The following is a 14,192-nucleotide window of genomic DNA, read 5'->3' on the forward strand; positions in this document are numbered from 1 at the left end:
GAAGAAAAAAGCGGAGCTCACTCCAAATGTCTATCGTAGAAGTCAAAGTCCCCCAGCTTTCCGAATCCGTGGCCGAAGCCACCATGCTCACCTGGAAGAAGAAGGCCGGCGAAGCCGTCGCCGTCGATGAAATCCTGATCGAGATCGAGACCGACAAGGTCGTGCTGGAAGTGCCTGCGCCCTCGGCTGGCGTGCTGGCCGAAATCGTTCAGCCCGATGGCGCCACCGTGGTGGCCGATCAGCTGATCGCGAAGATCGACACCGAAGGCAAGGCCGCCGCCGCTGCCCCTGCGGCAGCACCCGCCGCCGCACCGGCACCGGCACCGGCCGCAGCAGCGCCGGCAGCCGCTGCCGCCGCCACCGGCGGTTCGAAGTCGGACGTTGCCATGCCCGCAGCCGCCAAGCTGCTGGCCGACAACAACCTCAAGACCAGCGACGTGGCCGGCACCGGCAAGGACGGCCGCGTGACCAAGGGCGACGTGCTCGGCGCAGTGGCTTCGGGCGCCAAGCCCGCGGCCACCATTGCGGCACCCGCTGCCAAGCCCGCGCTGCCGCAAGTCGCCGCGCCCGCCCGCGCGCCCGACCTGGGCGAGCGTCCGGAGCAGCGCGTGCCGATGAGCCGCCTGCGCGCCCGCATCGCCGAGCGCCTGCTGCAATCGCAGTCGACCAACGCCATCCTGACGACCTTCAACGAGGTCAACATGGCACCCGTGATGGAACTGCGCAAGCGCTTCCAGGACAGCTTCACCAAGGAACACGGCGTGAAGCTCGGCTTCATGAGCTTCTTCGTGAAGGCCGCGGTGCACGCGCTCAAGAAGTATCCGGTGATCAATGCCTCGGTGGACGGCAACGACATCCTGTACCACGGCTACTTCGACATCGGTATTGCCGTCGGTTCGCCGCGCGGCCTGGTGGTGCCCATCCTGCGCAACGCCGACCAGATGAGCTTTGCCGACATCGAGAAGAAGATCGCCGAGTACGGCAAGAAGGCCCAGGACGGCAAGCTCGGCATCGAAGAGATGACCGGCGGCACGTTCTCCATCTCGAACGGAGGCACCTTCGGCTCGATGCTCTCGACCCCGATCATCAACCCGCCCCAGTCGGCGATCCTCGGCGTGCACGCCACCAAGGACCGCGCCGTGGTGGAGAACGGCCAGATCGTCGTCCGCCCGATGAACTACCTTGCCATGAGCTACGACCACCGCATCATCGACGGCCGCGAAGCCGTGCTCGGCCTGGTGGCCATGAAGGAAGCGCTGGAAGACCCGTCGCGTCTGTTGTTCGACATCTGAGGCGAAAGAATCAGATGGCAAACAAACAATTCGACGTCATCGTCATTGGGGGCGGCCCCGGCGGCTACATCGCCGCCATCCGCGCCGCGCAACTCGGCTTCAACGTGGCCTGTATCGACGAGTGGAAGAACGGCAAGGGCGGCCCGGCACCGGGCGGCACCTGCACCAACGTCGGCTGCATTCCGTCGAAGGCGCTGCTGCAATCGTCGGAGCATTTCGAGCAGGCCGGCCACCACTTTGCCGACCACGGCATCAAGGTCGAAGGCCTGGGGCTGGACATCGACAAGATGCTGGCCCGCAAGGACCAGGTCGTGAAGCAGAACAACGACGGCATCCTGTACCTGTTCAAGAAGAACAAGATCGCCTTCTTCCATGGCCGCGGTTCGTTCGTGAAGACCGACGCAACCGGCTACGAGATCAAGGTGGCGGGCGCCGCCGAAGAGTCGATCAGCGGCAAGCACATCATCCTGGCCACGGGCTCCAATGCCCGCGCGTTGCCCGGCACGCCGTTCGACGAGGAAAACATCCTCTCGAACGACGGCGCACTGCGCATCGGCGCGGTGCCGAAGAAGCTGGGCCTGATCGGCTCGGGCGTCATCGGCCTTGAAATGGGCTCGGTGTGGCGTCGCCTGGGCGCCGAGGTCACGGTGCTCGAAGCGCTGCCGACCTTCCTCGGCGCGGTCGACGAGCAGATCGCCAAGGAAGCCAAGAAGGCTTTCGACAAGCAGAAGCTCAAGATCGAACTCGGCGTCAAGGTCGGCGAGATCAAGTCGTCCAAGAAGGGCGTGAGTGTCGCCTGGACCAATGCCAAGGGCGAAGCGCAGACCCTCGAGGTCGACAAGCTGATCGTCTCGATCGGCCGCGTGCCCAACACCATCGGCCTGAACGCCGAAGCCGTGGGCCTCAAGCTCGACGAGCGCGGTGCCATTGCCGTGGACGATGACTGCAAGACCAGCCTGCCCAACGTCTGGGCCATCGGCGACGTGGTTCGCGGCCCGATGCTCGCGCACAAGGCCGAGGAAGAGGGCGTTGCGGTGGCGGAGCGCATTGCGGGCCAGCACGGCCACGTCAACTTCAACACCGTGCCGTGGGTGATCTACACCAGCCCCGAGATCGCATGGGTCGGCCAGACCGAGCAGCAGCTCAAGGCCGCGGGCCGCGCCTACAAGGCCGGCACCTTCCCGTTCCTTGCGAACGGCCGCGCACGCGCGCTGGGCGACACGACCGGCATGGTCAAGTTCCTGGCCGATGCGGCAACGGACGAAATCCTCGGCGTGCACATCGTGGGCCCGCAGGCCAGCGAGCTGATCTCCGAAGCCGTGGTGGCGATGGAGTTCAAGGCCAGTGCCGAAGACATCGCACGCATCTGCCATGCACACCCGTCGCTGTCGGAAGCCACCAAGGAAGCGGCACTTGCCGTGGACAAGCGCACGCTGAACTTCTGATCCTTTGACCAGCGTTAAAGAGGCCTATGAGGCGGAACTCGCTGTGCGCGGGTTCCAGAGCGATCCCGCGCAGCTGCGTGCCGTCGAGGCGCTGGATCGCTGCGCGCGGGAGTGGGGCGACTACAAGGCCCAGCGCTCCAACGCGCTGAAGAAGTTCATCAACCGGCCCGAGCTGCCGCGCGGCGTCTACATGCATGGTGGCGTCGGGCGGGGCAAGAGCTTCCTGATGGACCTGTTCTTCAACGCAGTGCCGCTCAGGCGCAAGACGCGCCTGCACTTTCACGAGTTCATGCGCGAGGTGCACCGCGAACTGCGCGAACTGCAGGGCACGGTCAATCCGCTCGACGAGCTTGGATTGCGTATTTCCAAGCGCTACAAGCTGATCTGCTTCGACGAGTTCCACGTGGCGGACATCACCGACGCGATGATTCTTCATCGCTTGCTGGTGGCGCTGTTCGAGAACGGCGTGGGCTTTGTCACCACGTCCAATTTCAAGCCCGACGACCTGTATCCCGGCGGGCTGCACCGAGACCGCATCCTGCCCGCGATCGCGCTCCTCAACGAGAAGCTGGAAGTGCTCAGCGTGGACAACGGCACCGACTACCGCCGCCGCACGCTCGAGCAGTTGCGCATGTATCTCACGCCGAACGATGCAGGCGCTGAAAGGGAAATGCGCAAGGCTTTCGAAAAGCTGGCCGAAACGGCCGACGAGAGCCCGATCCTGCACATCGAGGCGCGCGAAATCCGCGCCCGGCGCAAGGCCGGCGGCGTGGTCTGGTTCGACTTCAAGACGCTTTGCGGCGGGCCGCGCTCGCAAAACGACTATCTGGAGATCGCCAGCCAGTTCCACACCGTGCTGTTGTCCGACGTGCCGCACATGCCGGTGCGCATGGCCTCCGAAGCACGCCGTTTCACCTGGCTGGTCGACGTCTTGTACGACCGGCGCGTGAAGCTCATCATGTCGGCCGAGGTGCCGCCGGAGGCGTTGTACACCGAGGGGCCGCTTGCGCACGAGTTTCCGCGCACGGTTTCCAGGCTCACAGAAATGCAATCGAGCGAGTTTCTTTCGCTCGAACGCCGGATCGTCGACACTCGACTGACATGAAAAATATCGTTCTCGCCGTGCTGATGACATTGGGCAGCCTGCCATCGTGGGCGCAGTCCACCGCAGCCGCGGGCAATGCCAACTTCGACGCCGAACGCAGCAGGCTGGCGGCCGAACGCGCAGCCATCGACGCGCGCTTCGAAAAGGAGCGCGCCGCCTGCTACCAGAAGTTCGCGGTCGAAGATTGCCTGCGCGACAGCCGCAGGCGCCGCCGCGCCGAGACCGATCACATCAAGCGGCAGGAAACCGCCATCAACGACATCGAGCGCCAGCGGCGCGGCGCGGCCGAGCTCGAGAAGCTCGATCAGAAGGCCGCCACGCGGCGCCCGCAGGATACGCCCGAGAAGCAGGACGAGTCCCGCCAGGCCCAGAAAGATCGCGAGCAGCGCGCGGCCGACCATGCGGCGAGCCGTGCCGCCACCGCGGCCGAGGCGGACGAACGCCGGCGCCAGCTGGAAGAAAAGCAGAAAGCGCACGCCGACAGCCAGGCCAAGGCCGCGCAGAAGCGCACCGAAGCGCCTGCGGCCGTCGAACGCTTCGAGAGCAAGCAGCAAAAGGCGGCCGAGCACCGCGCCAGCCGCGAGCGCCAGAACGCCGAGCGCACCAAGCCGCGCGGAGCACCCTTGCCTCCGGCACCGCCGGCATCGGCACCCGCCCGCTGAAGCTCTCGCCGAGCCCCTTGGCCCGAGGGGCGCCGGCGCGCCGTTCAGGCTTCTGCCGGCAGCGGCTCGAACTTCACTACCGCAATGGAAATGTTGTCGCCCGTGCCGCGGGCGCGGCGGCGCGCTTCTCCCACCAGGATTTCCACCGCGTCGCGCGGCGGCTCCGCGTACAGGACGCTGGCCAGCTCCTCGGGGGTGAAGTAGTGCCAGAGCCCGTCGCTGCAGGCCATCAGCAGGTCGCCGGGCTGCATCATCGGAATGTAGTGGGGCTCGACGGGGGGCGGCATCGTGGTCATGCCAAGGCAGCCGAGCAGGATGTTGCCCTTGGGGTGGACATTGGCCTCGGCTTCGGTGATTTCGCCGCGGTCGATGAGCACCTGCACATAGGAGTGGTCGCGCGTGCGCGTGACGAGCTGGCCATCGCGAAAGTGATAGATCCGGGAGTCGCCGGCATGAATCCAGGCACAGTCGCCCTTGGGGTTCATCAGGAAGGCCGCCAGCGTGCTGTGCGGTTCCTGCTCGCTCGACAGGGCCGTGAGCTTGATGACCGTGTGCGCATCTTCCAGCAGCTGCTGCAGCACTGCGGTGGAACTGTCGCGCTCGGGGCTGTAGCGGGAGAACAGCTGGCGCGCCGTCATCAGTACCTGGTCGGAGGCCTTGCGCCCGCCGCTGCGCCCGCCCATGCCGTCGGCAATGACGCAGAGCATGCAGCCGGGCACGCGTGGATGGCTCATCATCAGGACCTGGTCCTGCTGATAGGGGCGATCTCCCTTGTGGAGTCCGGTGGCGGCGGCAAGTCGAAAGCCTTGGGTCATGAGCGCAAATGCGCCAGCGGCGCGCTTTCTATCTTCTCGGGAGGTCGAACCAGGACGTATTATCGAGTGAACACGAGCTGCGGCGGAATACGTACGTCGCATCGCCACCGTTGGACTCCAATCTCCATTCCCTTTCCCGCCAATTGATCGAGCTGCGCATCGAGCATGCCGACCTCGACGCCACCATCGACCGCCTGGCCGAGGCTTCGCCGCAAGACGAACTGCTGCTGCGGCGCTTGAAAAAACGCCGCCTTGCGCTGCGCGACCAGATCGCGCGGCTCGAGAACGTGCTCGATCCAAGAGAACCCGCGTGACCGAAACACTCGAGGACAAGGTGCGCGACGCCTTCGCGCAGGGAGGCGTCCTGTCCCGCGCGGCCGAGCAGTTCCGAGAACGTTCGGGGCAAACCGAAATGGCGCTGGCCGTCGCCCGCACCATCGAAGAGGGCGGCGTGCTGGTGGTCGAGGCCGGCACCGGCGTCGGCAAGACCTTTTCGTACCTCGTGCCGGCCTTGCTGAGCGGCGAGCGCGTGCTGTTGTCCACGGCCACCAAGACCCTGCAGGACCAATTGTTCGGCCGCGACCTGCCGCGCCTGGTCGAGGCGCTCGAACTGCCGGTGCGAACGGCGCTGCTCAAGGGCCGTGCGAGCTATCTGTGCCTGCACAGGCTCGACCTGGCGCGCCACGATGCCTCGCTGCCCGAGCGGGGCAGCCTGCGAACGCTCGCCAAGATCGAGCAATGGTCCAAGGCCACCCGGACCGGCGACCTGGCCGAGCTGCCGGGGCTGGACGAACGCTCGCCGCTCATTCCCCTCATCACGTCCACGCGCGAGAACTGCCTGGGCGCGCAATGCCCGCAGTTCAAGCCCTGCCACGTCAACCTGGCGCGGCGCGAGGCGCTCGCGGCCGACGTGGTGGTCATCAACCACCACTTGTTCTTCGCGGATCTCGCGGTGCGCGAAACGGGCATGGCGGAGCTGCTGCCCACGGTGAGCGTGGTCGTGTTCGACGAGGCCCATCAGCTGAACGAAACCGGCGTGCAGTTTTTGGGTGCACAGCTCGGCAGCGGGCAGGCGCTCGATTTCGCGCGCGATCTGCTCGGCGCGGGCTTGCAGCATGCGCGCGGGCTGGTCGACTGGCAGCAACTGGTGGCGGGCGTCGAGCGCGCCGCGCGCGAGCTGCGCCTTGCGGTCGGCAAGCAGTGGCCCGGGACCAAGCTGCGCTGGGTGGGGCCTGCGCCCGAGGGCATCGACCCGCATATCTGGCAGGGGGCGCTCGACGCCCTGCAGCATGCGTTCGAGATGGCGGCGGAAGGGCTCGACACGGTCAGCGAGATCTCGCCGGATTTCGTGCGCCTGCATGAGCGGGCGCAGCAGCTCGCCAAGCGTGCGGCGCGTTTCGCGCTGCCCTGCGAGGTGGAGTCCGTGCGCTGGGTCGACGTGGGTACGCAGCTGCGCCTGGTCGAATCGCCACTGGACATCGCCGAGGCCATGCGCACGCGCGTGCTCAAGATCGATCGGGACAACCGGAATGCTTACGGCGAAGAGGAAGACGGCCGTGCGGCGCCGGAAGACAGCGGCCGCGCCTGGGTCTTCACCTCCGCCACGCTGGGCGACGAACCCACGCTGCGCTGGTTCACCGAGCCGTGCGGCCTGGGCGATGCCGAGGTGTTGCGGGTGCAGAGCCCGTTCGACTATGCGGCGCAGGCCGGGCTCTACGTGCCGCGCGTGTTTCCCAAACCCAACGATGCCGCGCACAGCGTGCGCGTGGCACAACTGGCCGCGCGCGGCGCTGCCGAACTGGGTGGCCGTACGCTGGTGCTGACGACCACGCTGCGTGCCCTGCGCGCGATCGGCGACGAGATGAAGCAGCAGTTCGAGCGGCTCGAAGCGGACGTGCGCCCCGAGGTGCTGGTTCAGGGCGAACTGCCCAAGCGCGTGCTCATGGACCGCTTCCGCGAAGGCGCGGACGCGGGGCGTGCCGGCTGCGTGCTGGTCGCATCCGCATCGTTCTGGGAAGGCTTCGATGCGCCGGGCGATGCGCTGCAGCTGGTGGTGATCGACAAGCTGCCATTCCCTCCGCCCAACGACCCGCTGGTGGAGGCGCGCTCGCAGCGCCTCGAAGCCCAGGGACGCAGTTCGTTCAGCGACTATTCGCTGCCCGAGGCGGCCGTGGCGCTGAAGCAGGGGGCAGGGCGGCTGATTCGCCGCGAAACGGACTGCGGGGTGCTTGCGATCTGCGACACCCGCCTGGTTGCCATGGGCTACGGCCGGCGGCTGCTGGCCGCGCTGCCGCCGATGCGGCGGCTGGAGAGCGATGCGGATTTCGAGGCAGCCATCGCCGAACTGAAGAATTCGCTGTCGGCCTGAAGAAGGCTGGCCGCGGGGTCGCCGCACGCGCGCCTGACCCGATCGAGACGAAGAAAAAGAAAAAGCCCCGAAGGGCTTTGTTCTTTTTACCGGGTTACCAGACCTTCCACCACGGATCGTCCTTGCCCTTGAAGCCGCGCGCCAGATACTCGCTCTGCGGGTAGTTGGTGGTCAGCACGCGCTGGGCGTCGTCCCGCAGGTCCTTCATGCCGAGCGCATCGTAGGAGCGGACGATGATGTACAGGGCCTCTTCGAGTGCGGGCACTTCGCGGTAGTCGGACAGGGCAAGCTGCGCTCGATTGATGGCTGCGAGGTAGGCGCCGCGCGAGTAGTAGTAGCGCGCCACGTGCACTTCGTACTGGGCGAGCGAGTTCACGATGTAGTTCATGCGCTGGCGCGCGTCGGGCGTGTAGCGCGACTCGGGGAAGCGCGTCACCAGCTCCTTGAACGATTCGAACGATTCCTTGGCGGCCTTCTGGTCGCGTTCGGACAGGTCCTGGCGCGTCAGGAAGGCGAACATGCCCAGGTCGTCGTTGAAGTTGATCACGCCCTTGAGGTAGAGCGCGTAATCGAGCGCCGGACTGGCCGGATGCAGCTTCAGGAAGCGATCGATGGTGGCAATGGCATTGGCCTTTTCGCCCGACTTGTACTGGGCGTAGGCCTTTTCGAGCTGGGCTTGCTGCGCGAGCGGCGTGCCTGCGGCGCGGCCTTCGAGCTTCTCGTACAGCGGCACGGCCTTGTCGTAGGCGCCCGAACCGGCCTCGTCCTTGGCTTCCGCGTAGATGCGGTTGGGGCTCCAGCTCGCGGTCTTGTCGACGCTGGTGGAGGAGCAGCCGGCTGCAAGCAGCGCTACCGCGCTGAGCGCGATCCAGGCGGGGACCGATAATTTGGCGCGAAACATCACATACGGCTTTCGTGAAACAGTTGCCCTCAATTATATCGACCGACCCCCTGGACATTGCCCCTGACACGGCCGAGGTCGATGAGGGCGCGGACCCGGTCGAGCCCAGCGAACTGCGGCCCTTCGTCATAGGCGAGGCCGAGCACGGCCTGCGGCTGGACCGTGCGCTGGCCGCGCTGGTGCCGGAATTTTCTCGCAACTATCTGCAACAGCTGATCGAAGCCGCCGCCGTGGAGCTGCAAGGGCGCACAGTGCAGAAGGCTTCCGCCACCGTGCGTGCCGGTCAGGCCGGGCGCATCGAGCTGCGCCCGACGCCCCAGAGCCAGGCCTTCCGGCCCGAGGCCATGGACATCGTCACGGTGCACGAGGACGAGCACCTGCGCATCGTCGACAAGCCGGCCGGCCTGGTGGTGCACCCGGCCCCGGGGCATTGGAGCGGCACGCTGCTGAACGGCCTGCTGGCGCTCGATCCCAAGGCTTCGCTGCTGCCGCGCGCAGGCATCGTGCACCGGCTCGACCGCGACACCAGCGGGCTGATGGTCGTGGCGCGGACCCGGGCGGCCATGGATGCCATGGTGGCGCTGATTGCGGCGCGCGAGGTCAAGCGCCAGTACCTCGCAATCGGCCACAAACCCTGGACAGGAGCCGCGGCCCGCCAGGTGGACGCGCCCATCGGCCGCGATCCGCGCAACCGTTTGCGCATGGCCGTGGTCGATCTGGAGCGCCACGCGGGCAAGACGGCGCGCACGCTCATCGAGCGGCTGGACAGCAATGCAGGGGGCTGTGCCGTGCGGTGCACCCTGGAAACCGGCCGAACCCACCAGATTCGCGTGCACATGGCGTCGATCGGGCATCCGCTGGTTGGCGACGCCCTCTACGGAGGCGCGCCGGCCGCGGGTCTGGAGCGGCAGGCGCTGCATGCCTTCAGGCTTGCGTTCGTGCATCCCGTCACGCAGGCGCCGATGGAGTTCCGCTCTCTTCCGCCCGCCGATCTCGTTCATGCGTTGCGGGCCTGGGGGCTGGATTACAATCGCGCCTGACGGCCCGAGGGCCGCGCCGGCCACCCCGATGCCGGCCTTGCGTTGCACTCGCCGCGTGCCGGCAGCGCCTTCTTCCATCCTTCTGAACAAGCGTCCCTGAGACGCCTTTTCCCGGATAACGCGAACCATGAATACGGCGGATGCCAAGCGCATTCTCGAAACCGCCTTGATCTGTTCGAGCCAGCCTCTGCCAGTGCGCGACATGCGCGTGCTGTTCGACGACGAGCTGGGTGCGGACACCATCAAGGTGTTGTTGCTTGAACTGCAGGAAGACTGGGCGCAACGCGGCCTGGAGCTGGTGAACGTCGCCAGCGGCTGGCGTTTTCAGAGCCGGCCCGAGATGCGCGACCACCTCGATCGCCTGCATCCCGAGAAGCCGCCGCGCTATACGCGTGCTGCCCTCGAAACGCTGGCCATCATTGCCTACCGCCAGCCGGTCACGCGCGGAGACATGGAAGACATTCGCGGCGTCACCATCAACTCCCTCATCCTGAAGCAGCTCGAAGACCGCGGCTGGGTCGAGGTGATCGGCCACCGCGAAACCGTCGGCCGGCCCGCGCTCTATGCCACCACGCGCCAGTTTCTCGACGATCTCGGCCTGGGATCCCTCGACCAGCTGCCGCTGATCGAGACGCCGGCGCAGAAGGCGGCGCTCGTCGATGCGCTCGACCAAGCCTCCGGCAACCAGCCGGGCCTGCCGATGGAGGTTTCCGGTGACTCCGATGCCGATGCTTCCGCCATGACGCAAGAGGGCCTGGAAGCAGACACCGAACTTGCCTCGCCTGCCGCTGAAGCCCCCGAAGCGGCTGAGGCCGTTGAAGAAGCCGTCGAAGCCGTCGAAGCCGTCGAGGCTGCCGCCGCGCAATTCGCCGAGGATGCGGCTTCCAACGAAGAGCCCGCAGAAATCCCCGCCGTCCCGGAAGTCGAGTTGCCCGCTGAACTCGAATCCGAAGTCCCGTCGTCCGACGAGGCCGATCCCCACGCTGTTTCTCCCGGAAAAAACCAATGAGCTCCTCCGACATCGACGACGCGGCCATCGTGCCGGTCCCGCCCGAAGCCGAGAAAAAAGAGGCGGGGACGACGGAAGCGTCCGGCCAGTCTTCGGACGCTGGCGCGGATGCCCCATCCACGGCGGCCGGCGAGGGCGAAGCTCCCAAGAAACGGCGTCCGCGCCGGAAGAAGGCCGCGGAGCAGGCTGTCGAGGGCGAGGCCGCAGCACCCGCGGCTGCCGAGACTCCCGAGACTGCCGAGGTTTCCGAGCCTGTGACGCATGCGGCCCCGGCTGCTGCTCCGGTCTCCGAGGCTCCAGTCGAGGTTGCAGCCACCGCCGCAGATGCAGAACGCCAGGAGCGCCGCGTGGAAGAGGCTGCGCGCGACAGCGCCCATGACGACGAAGATGAAGAGGAAGAAGAGCCCGACGAGGAAGAGGACGACCTCGACCGCGCACGCCGGGCCGCCGAGCGCGAGCAGCGCAATGCGCTGCCGCCTGAGCCGATCCGTTTCGCAGACGTCATCTCCGGCCAGTTCGATGCCGACGAAGAGAGCCCCGAGGTCCCGCCGCTCAAGCGGGTGCTGCTGCCCGAAGCCGACTCGCCCAAGCTGCACAAAGTGCTGGCGCAAGCGGGCCTGGGCTCGCGCCTCGAGATGGAACAGCTGATTCTTCAGGGCCGTATCTCGGTCAACAACGAGCCGGCCCACATCGGCCAGCGCATCCAGTACGGCGACCAGGTCAAGATCAACGGCAAGCCGATCCGCTACCGCATTGCGCCGCCTCCGCCGCGCGTCATCGCGTACCACAAGCCCGTCGGCGAAGTCGTCACGCATGACGACCCGCAGAACCGGCCCACTGTGTTCCGCAAGCTGCCGCGCCTGCAGCAGGGCAAGTGGCAATCGGTCGGCCGGCTCGACCTGAACACCGAAGGCCTGTTGCTGTTCAGCAGCTCCGGCGACCTGGCCAACCAGTTGATGCACCCCCGCTTCGGCCTGGAGCGCGAATACGCGGTGCGCGTGCTGGGCGCGCTCGATGCCGAGGAAAAAAAGCGCTTGCTCGAAGGCGTTCGGCTCGACGACGGCATGGCCCAGTTCGGCACCATCGAAGAGGGCGGCGGCGAGGGTTCCAACCACTGGTACCGCGTCACCATCTCCGAAGGCCGCAACCGCGAAGTGCGGCGCCTGTTCGAATCGGTGGGCCATGCGGTCAGCCGCCTGATCCGCATCCGCTACGGTGCCATGGTGCTGCCGCGCGGCCTCAAGCGCGGCGCCTGGATGGAACTGGACGAGCGCGACATCAACGCGCTGTTCCAGGCGTCGGGCGGCGGCGCACCGCGTCCCCCGCAGCAGCAGCAACGCGGCCCCGGCGGACAGGATGGCGCGGGCGGCGGCAGGAACGGCCGCAACAAGAAGCGGCGCGGCAACCGCAATGCCGGTGGTGGCCAGCCGCCGCGCGATGAAAGCCGCGACGCACCCATTCCGAACCCGCTCGGCGACGGCCGGCCGCCGCGCGGCGAGCGCGGAGGGCGCGCCAACCGAGGCGGTGGCGGTGGCGGCAACGCAGGCCTGCCGCCGCAAGGGCAAGGGCGCCGCGGCAACAACAACAGCAACCGCGGCAACCGCCAGGGCGATGAACGTCAGCCAAGCGGCGCGAACCAGCCCGATCCGATGAAGACCTCGCTTGGCTACATCGGCGCCGACAGCTTTTCGCGCCAGCGCAAGGAACAGCGCCAGGGACCGGGGCGCCGTGGCGGCGGTCCGTCGGGCGGCGGTTTCGGCGGCGGTGGCGGCGGGCCAGGCGGAAATCGGCGCCGCGGACGCTGAAACCCAGCTCTACAGCGCAGCCTTTCGCGGGGTTTTCACCAATCCCGGGGGTTGCGCCGGTTAAAATCAGAGGCTTTGTCGACGCACGACGCAACAAATTCGTCGCAGTTGTGACAAAACACTTCAAAATCAAAGCTCAGGAAGCACTTCAATGGCTATCGAACGTACCCTCTCCATCATCAAGCCCGACGCCGTTGCCAAGAACGTCATCGGCAAGATCGTTTCCCGCTTCGAAGCTGCCGGCCTCAAGATCGTCGCCGCCAAGCTGGTGCATCTGTCGCGCAACGAAGCCGAGCAGTTCTACTCGGTCCACAAGGAACGTCCTTTCTTCAAGGATCTGGTCGAGTTCATGATCTCCGGCCCCGTGTTCGTGCAAGTGCTCGAAGGCGAGAACGCCATCGCCAAGAACCGCGACCTGATGGGCGCCACCGACCCCAAGAAGGCGGCCCCCGGCACCATTCGCGCCGACTTCGCCGACAGCATCGACGCCAACGCCGTGCACGGCTCGGACGCTGCTGAAACCGCAGCGAACGAAGTGGCCTTCTTCTTCGCCGGCCTCAACGTCTACGCGCGCTGAAGCCGCACCCCGGCTGATTTCATGACCACGGCCAACCTGCTCGAATTCGATCTCGAGGGGCTGGCTGCGTTCTGCGAAAAGCTCGGCGAGAAGCGCTTCCGCGCCACGCAGCTGTTCCGCTGGATCCACCAGCGTGGCGCCAACGACTTCGCCCAGATGACCGATCTGGCCAAGTCGCTGCGCGAAAAGCTCGCGACCACCGCTCGCGTCGAGGCTCTTCCTGTCCTCACGCAGCACGAATCCAAGGACGGCACGATCAAGTGGCTGTTCGACGTCGGCGACGGCAATGCCGTCGAAGCCGTATTCATTCCCGAAGACGACCGCGGCACGCTGTGCGTGTCGTCTCAAGCCGGCTGCGCGGTGGGTTGCCGTTTTTGCTCCACGGGGCATCAGGGCTTCAGCCGCAACCTGAGCACGGGCGAAATCGTCGCCCAGCTGTGGTTTGCCGAGCACTTCCTGCGCAAGCACCTGAAGCGCGATGAGCGCGTCATCTCCAACGTGGTGATGATGGGCATGGGCGAGCCGCTGCAGAACTACACCGCGCTGGTGCCCGCGCTGCGCACCATGCTCGACGACAACGCCTACGGCCTTTCGCGCCGCCGCGTCACGGTGTCGACCTCCGGCGTGGTGCCGATGATCGACCGCCTGGGCACCGACTGCCCCGTGGCCTTGGCAGTGTCGCTGCATGCGCCCAACGATGCATTGCGCGACGATCTCGTGCCGCTCAACCGCAAGTATCCGATCGCCGAATTGATCGAGGCCTGCAAGCGCTACCTGGCGCATGCGCCGCGCGACTTCATCACCTTCGAGTACTGCATGCTCGACGGCGTCAACGACCAGCCCGAGCATGCGCGGCAGCTGGTGGAACTCGTCCGCGCCCATGGCATCTCGTGCAAGTTCAACCTGATTCCATTCAACCCGTTTCCGGCCTCGGGCCTCCTGCGTTCGCCGCAGCCACGCGTGCTGGCATTCGCCAGGACGCTGAGCGAGGCGGGCCTGGTGACCACCGTGCGCAAGACGCGCGGCGACGACATCGATGCCGCCTGCGGACAGCTGGCCGGCGATGTCAAGGACCGTACCCGCGCGGCCGAACGCATGGCCCAGCGCCGTGTCGTTTCGGAGCGCCCTGTTGTTTTGCATCCGGTTCGCAAGACCGTCCCCCAGGAGCATTGA

At 66.7% G+C, this 14,192-nt stretch carries 13 protein-coding genes; 11 read left to right on the top strand and 2 right to left on the bottom strand.

Translation table 11 applies throughout. The annotated features are described in order from the left end of the window. Window positions 1-26: 26 nt before the first annotated feature. From odhB to ACJ7Z0_RS26660, 4 genes are read left to right on the top strand one after another with little or no spacing between them, the layout of a single operon-like run. Window positions 27-1,292, top strand: a complete 1,266-nt coding sequence (odhB, locus tag ACJ7Z0_RS26645) for a 2-oxoglutarate dehydrogenase complex dihydrolipoyllysine-residue succinyltransferase (RefSeq protein ID WP_434792242.1) — start codon at window positions 27-29, stop codon at window positions 1,290-1,292. 14 nt (window positions 1,293-1,306) lie between these two features. Beyond that, window positions 1,307-2,737: a dihydrolipoyl dehydrogenase gene (gene lpdA / locus ACJ7Z0_RS26650; protein WP_431132012.1), complete on the top strand. Its 1,431-nt coding sequence runs from the start codon at window positions 1,307-1,309 to the stop codon at window positions 2,735-2,737. Window positions 2,738-2,741: 4 nt separating this feature from the next. Next, window positions 2,742-3,842: a cell division protein ZapE gene (gene zapE / locus ACJ7Z0_RS26655; protein WP_307574102.1), complete on the top strand. Its 1,101-nt coding sequence runs from the start codon at window positions 2,742-2,744 to the stop codon at window positions 3,840-3,842. Beyond that, window positions 3,839-4,504, top strand: coding sequence for a hypothetical protein (locus ACJ7Z0_RS26660; RefSeq protein ID WP_434792243.1), 666 nt, complete (start codon window positions 3,839-3,841; stop codon window positions 4,502-4,504). Before zapE ends, ACJ7Z0_RS26660 begins: the two co-directional genes overlap by 4 nt. 44 nt (window positions 4,505-4,548) lie before the next feature. On the opposite strand, the gene ACJ7Z0_RS26665 is transcribed toward ACJ7Z0_RS26660, so the two are convergent. Then, window positions 4,549-5,319, bottom strand: coding sequence for a PP2C family protein-serine/threonine phosphatase (locus tag ACJ7Z0_RS26665; RefSeq protein WP_434792244.1), 771 nt, complete (start codon window positions 5,317-5,319; stop codon window positions 4,549-4,551). A 110-nt stretch (window positions 5,320-5,429) separates the two neighbouring features. Here ACJ7Z0_RS26665 and ACJ7Z0_RS26670 point away from each other — a divergent pair, with 110 nt between their 5' ends. Both ACJ7Z0_RS26670 and yoaA read left to right on the top strand, forming a co-directional pair. After that, entirely contained in the window at window positions 5,430-5,633 is a 204-nt protein-coding gene (locus ACJ7Z0_RS26670) for a YdcH family protein (RefSeq protein ID WP_093011020.1), read from the top strand. After that, window positions 5,630-7,687, top strand: coding sequence for a DNA repair helicase YoaA (gene yoaA, locus ACJ7Z0_RS26675; RefSeq protein ID WP_434792245.1), 2,058 nt, complete (start codon window positions 5,630-5,632; stop codon window positions 7,685-7,687). Before ACJ7Z0_RS26670 ends, yoaA begins: the two co-directional genes overlap by 4 nt. A gap of 94 nt (window positions 7,688-7,781) precedes the next feature. Here the strand turns inward: yoaA and ACJ7Z0_RS26680 are convergent, their stop codons facing one another. Next, on the bottom strand, window positions 7,782-8,588 hold the full coding sequence (locus tag ACJ7Z0_RS26680) for an outer membrane protein assembly factor BamD (RefSeq protein ID WP_431132002.1): 807 nt from the start codon (window positions 8,586-8,588) through the stop codon (window positions 7,782-7,784). Window positions 8,589-8,602: 14 nt separating this feature from the next. Here ACJ7Z0_RS26680 and ACJ7Z0_RS26685 point away from each other — a divergent pair, with 14 nt between their 5' ends. The 5 genes from ACJ7Z0_RS26685 (at window position 8,603) to rlmN (ending at window position 14,192) form a co-directional block, all read left to right on the top strand. Next, window positions 8,603-9,628, top strand: a complete 1,026-nt coding sequence (locus tag ACJ7Z0_RS26685; RefSeq protein ID WP_434792246.1) for an RluA family pseudouridine synthase — start codon at window positions 8,603-8,605, stop codon at window positions 9,626-9,628. A gap of 127 nt (window positions 9,629-9,755) precedes the next feature. After that, window positions 9,756-10,637 carry an SMC-Scp complex subunit ScpB gene (gene scpB, locus ACJ7Z0_RS26690; RefSeq protein ID WP_434792247.1) on the top strand — a complete coding sequence of 294 codons (882 nt, stop codon included), beginning with the start codon at window positions 9,756-9,758 and terminating at the stop codon, window positions 10,635-10,637. Then, on the top strand, window positions 10,634-12,442 hold the full coding sequence (locus tag ACJ7Z0_RS26695; RefSeq protein WP_434792248.1) for a pseudouridine synthase: 1,809 nt from the start codon (window positions 10,634-10,636) through the stop codon (window positions 12,440-12,442). The genes scpB and ACJ7Z0_RS26695 overlap by 4 nt, the downstream gene beginning before the upstream one ends. Window positions 12,443-12,593: 151 nt before the next feature. Beyond that, complete coding sequence (ndk, locus tag ACJ7Z0_RS26700) at window positions 12,594-13,019, top strand: nucleoside-diphosphate kinase (protein WP_093011005.1); 426 nt, start codon at window positions 12,594-12,596, stop codon at window positions 13,017-13,019. A 21-nt stretch (window positions 13,020-13,040) separates the two neighbouring features. Beyond that, the gene (gene rlmN / locus ACJ7Z0_RS26705) at window positions 13,041-14,192 is read left to right on the top strand and encodes a dual-specificity RNA methyltransferase RlmN (RefSeq protein WP_434792249.1); all 1,152 of its coding nucleotides are present in this window, start codon (window positions 13,041-13,043) and stop codon (window positions 14,190-14,192) included.

It is taken from the genome of Variovorax palleresanus (genome assembly GCF_051144945.1).
Taxonomy (GTDB): domain Bacteria; phylum Pseudomonadota; class Gammaproteobacteria; order Burkholderiales; family Burkholderiaceae_C; genus Variovorax; species Variovorax paradoxus_S.

Bases quoted from the DNA above. Each gene is read 5' to 3' on its own strand.
- scpB (WP_434792247.1), top strand. From the start codon at position 9,756: ATGAATACGGCGGATGCCAAGCGCATTCTCGAAACCGCCTTGATCTGT.
- lpdA (WP_431132012.1), top strand. From the start codon at position 1,307: ATGGCAAACAAACAATTCGACGTCATCGTCATTGGGGGCGGCCCCGGC.
- ndk (WP_093011005.1), top strand. From the start codon at position 12,594: ATGGCTATCGAACGTACCCTCTCCATCATCAAGCCCGACGCCGTTGCC.
- ACJ7Z0_RS26665 (WP_434792244.1), bottom strand. From the start codon at position 5,319: ATGACCCAAGGCTTTCGACTTGCCGCCGCCACCGGACTCCACAAGGGA.
- ACJ7Z0_RS26680 (WP_431132002.1), bottom strand. From the start codon at position 8,588: ATGTTTCGCGCCAAATTATCGGTCCCCGCCTGGATCGCGCTCAGCGCG.
- rlmN (WP_434792249.1), top strand. From the start codon at position 13,041: ATGACCACGGCCAACCTGCTCGAATTCGATCTCGAGGGGCTGGCTGCG.
- ACJ7Z0_RS26695 (WP_434792248.1), top strand. From the start codon at position 10,634: ATGAGCTCCTCCGACATCGACGACGCGGCCATCGTGCCGGTCCCGCCC.
- odhB (WP_434792242.1), top strand. From the start codon at position 27: ATGTCTATCGTAGAAGTCAAAGTCCCCCAGCTTTCCGAATCCGTGGCC.
- ACJ7Z0_RS26660 (WP_434792243.1), top strand. From the start codon at position 3,839: ATGAAAAATATCGTTCTCGCCGTGCTGATGACATTGGGCAGCCTGCCA.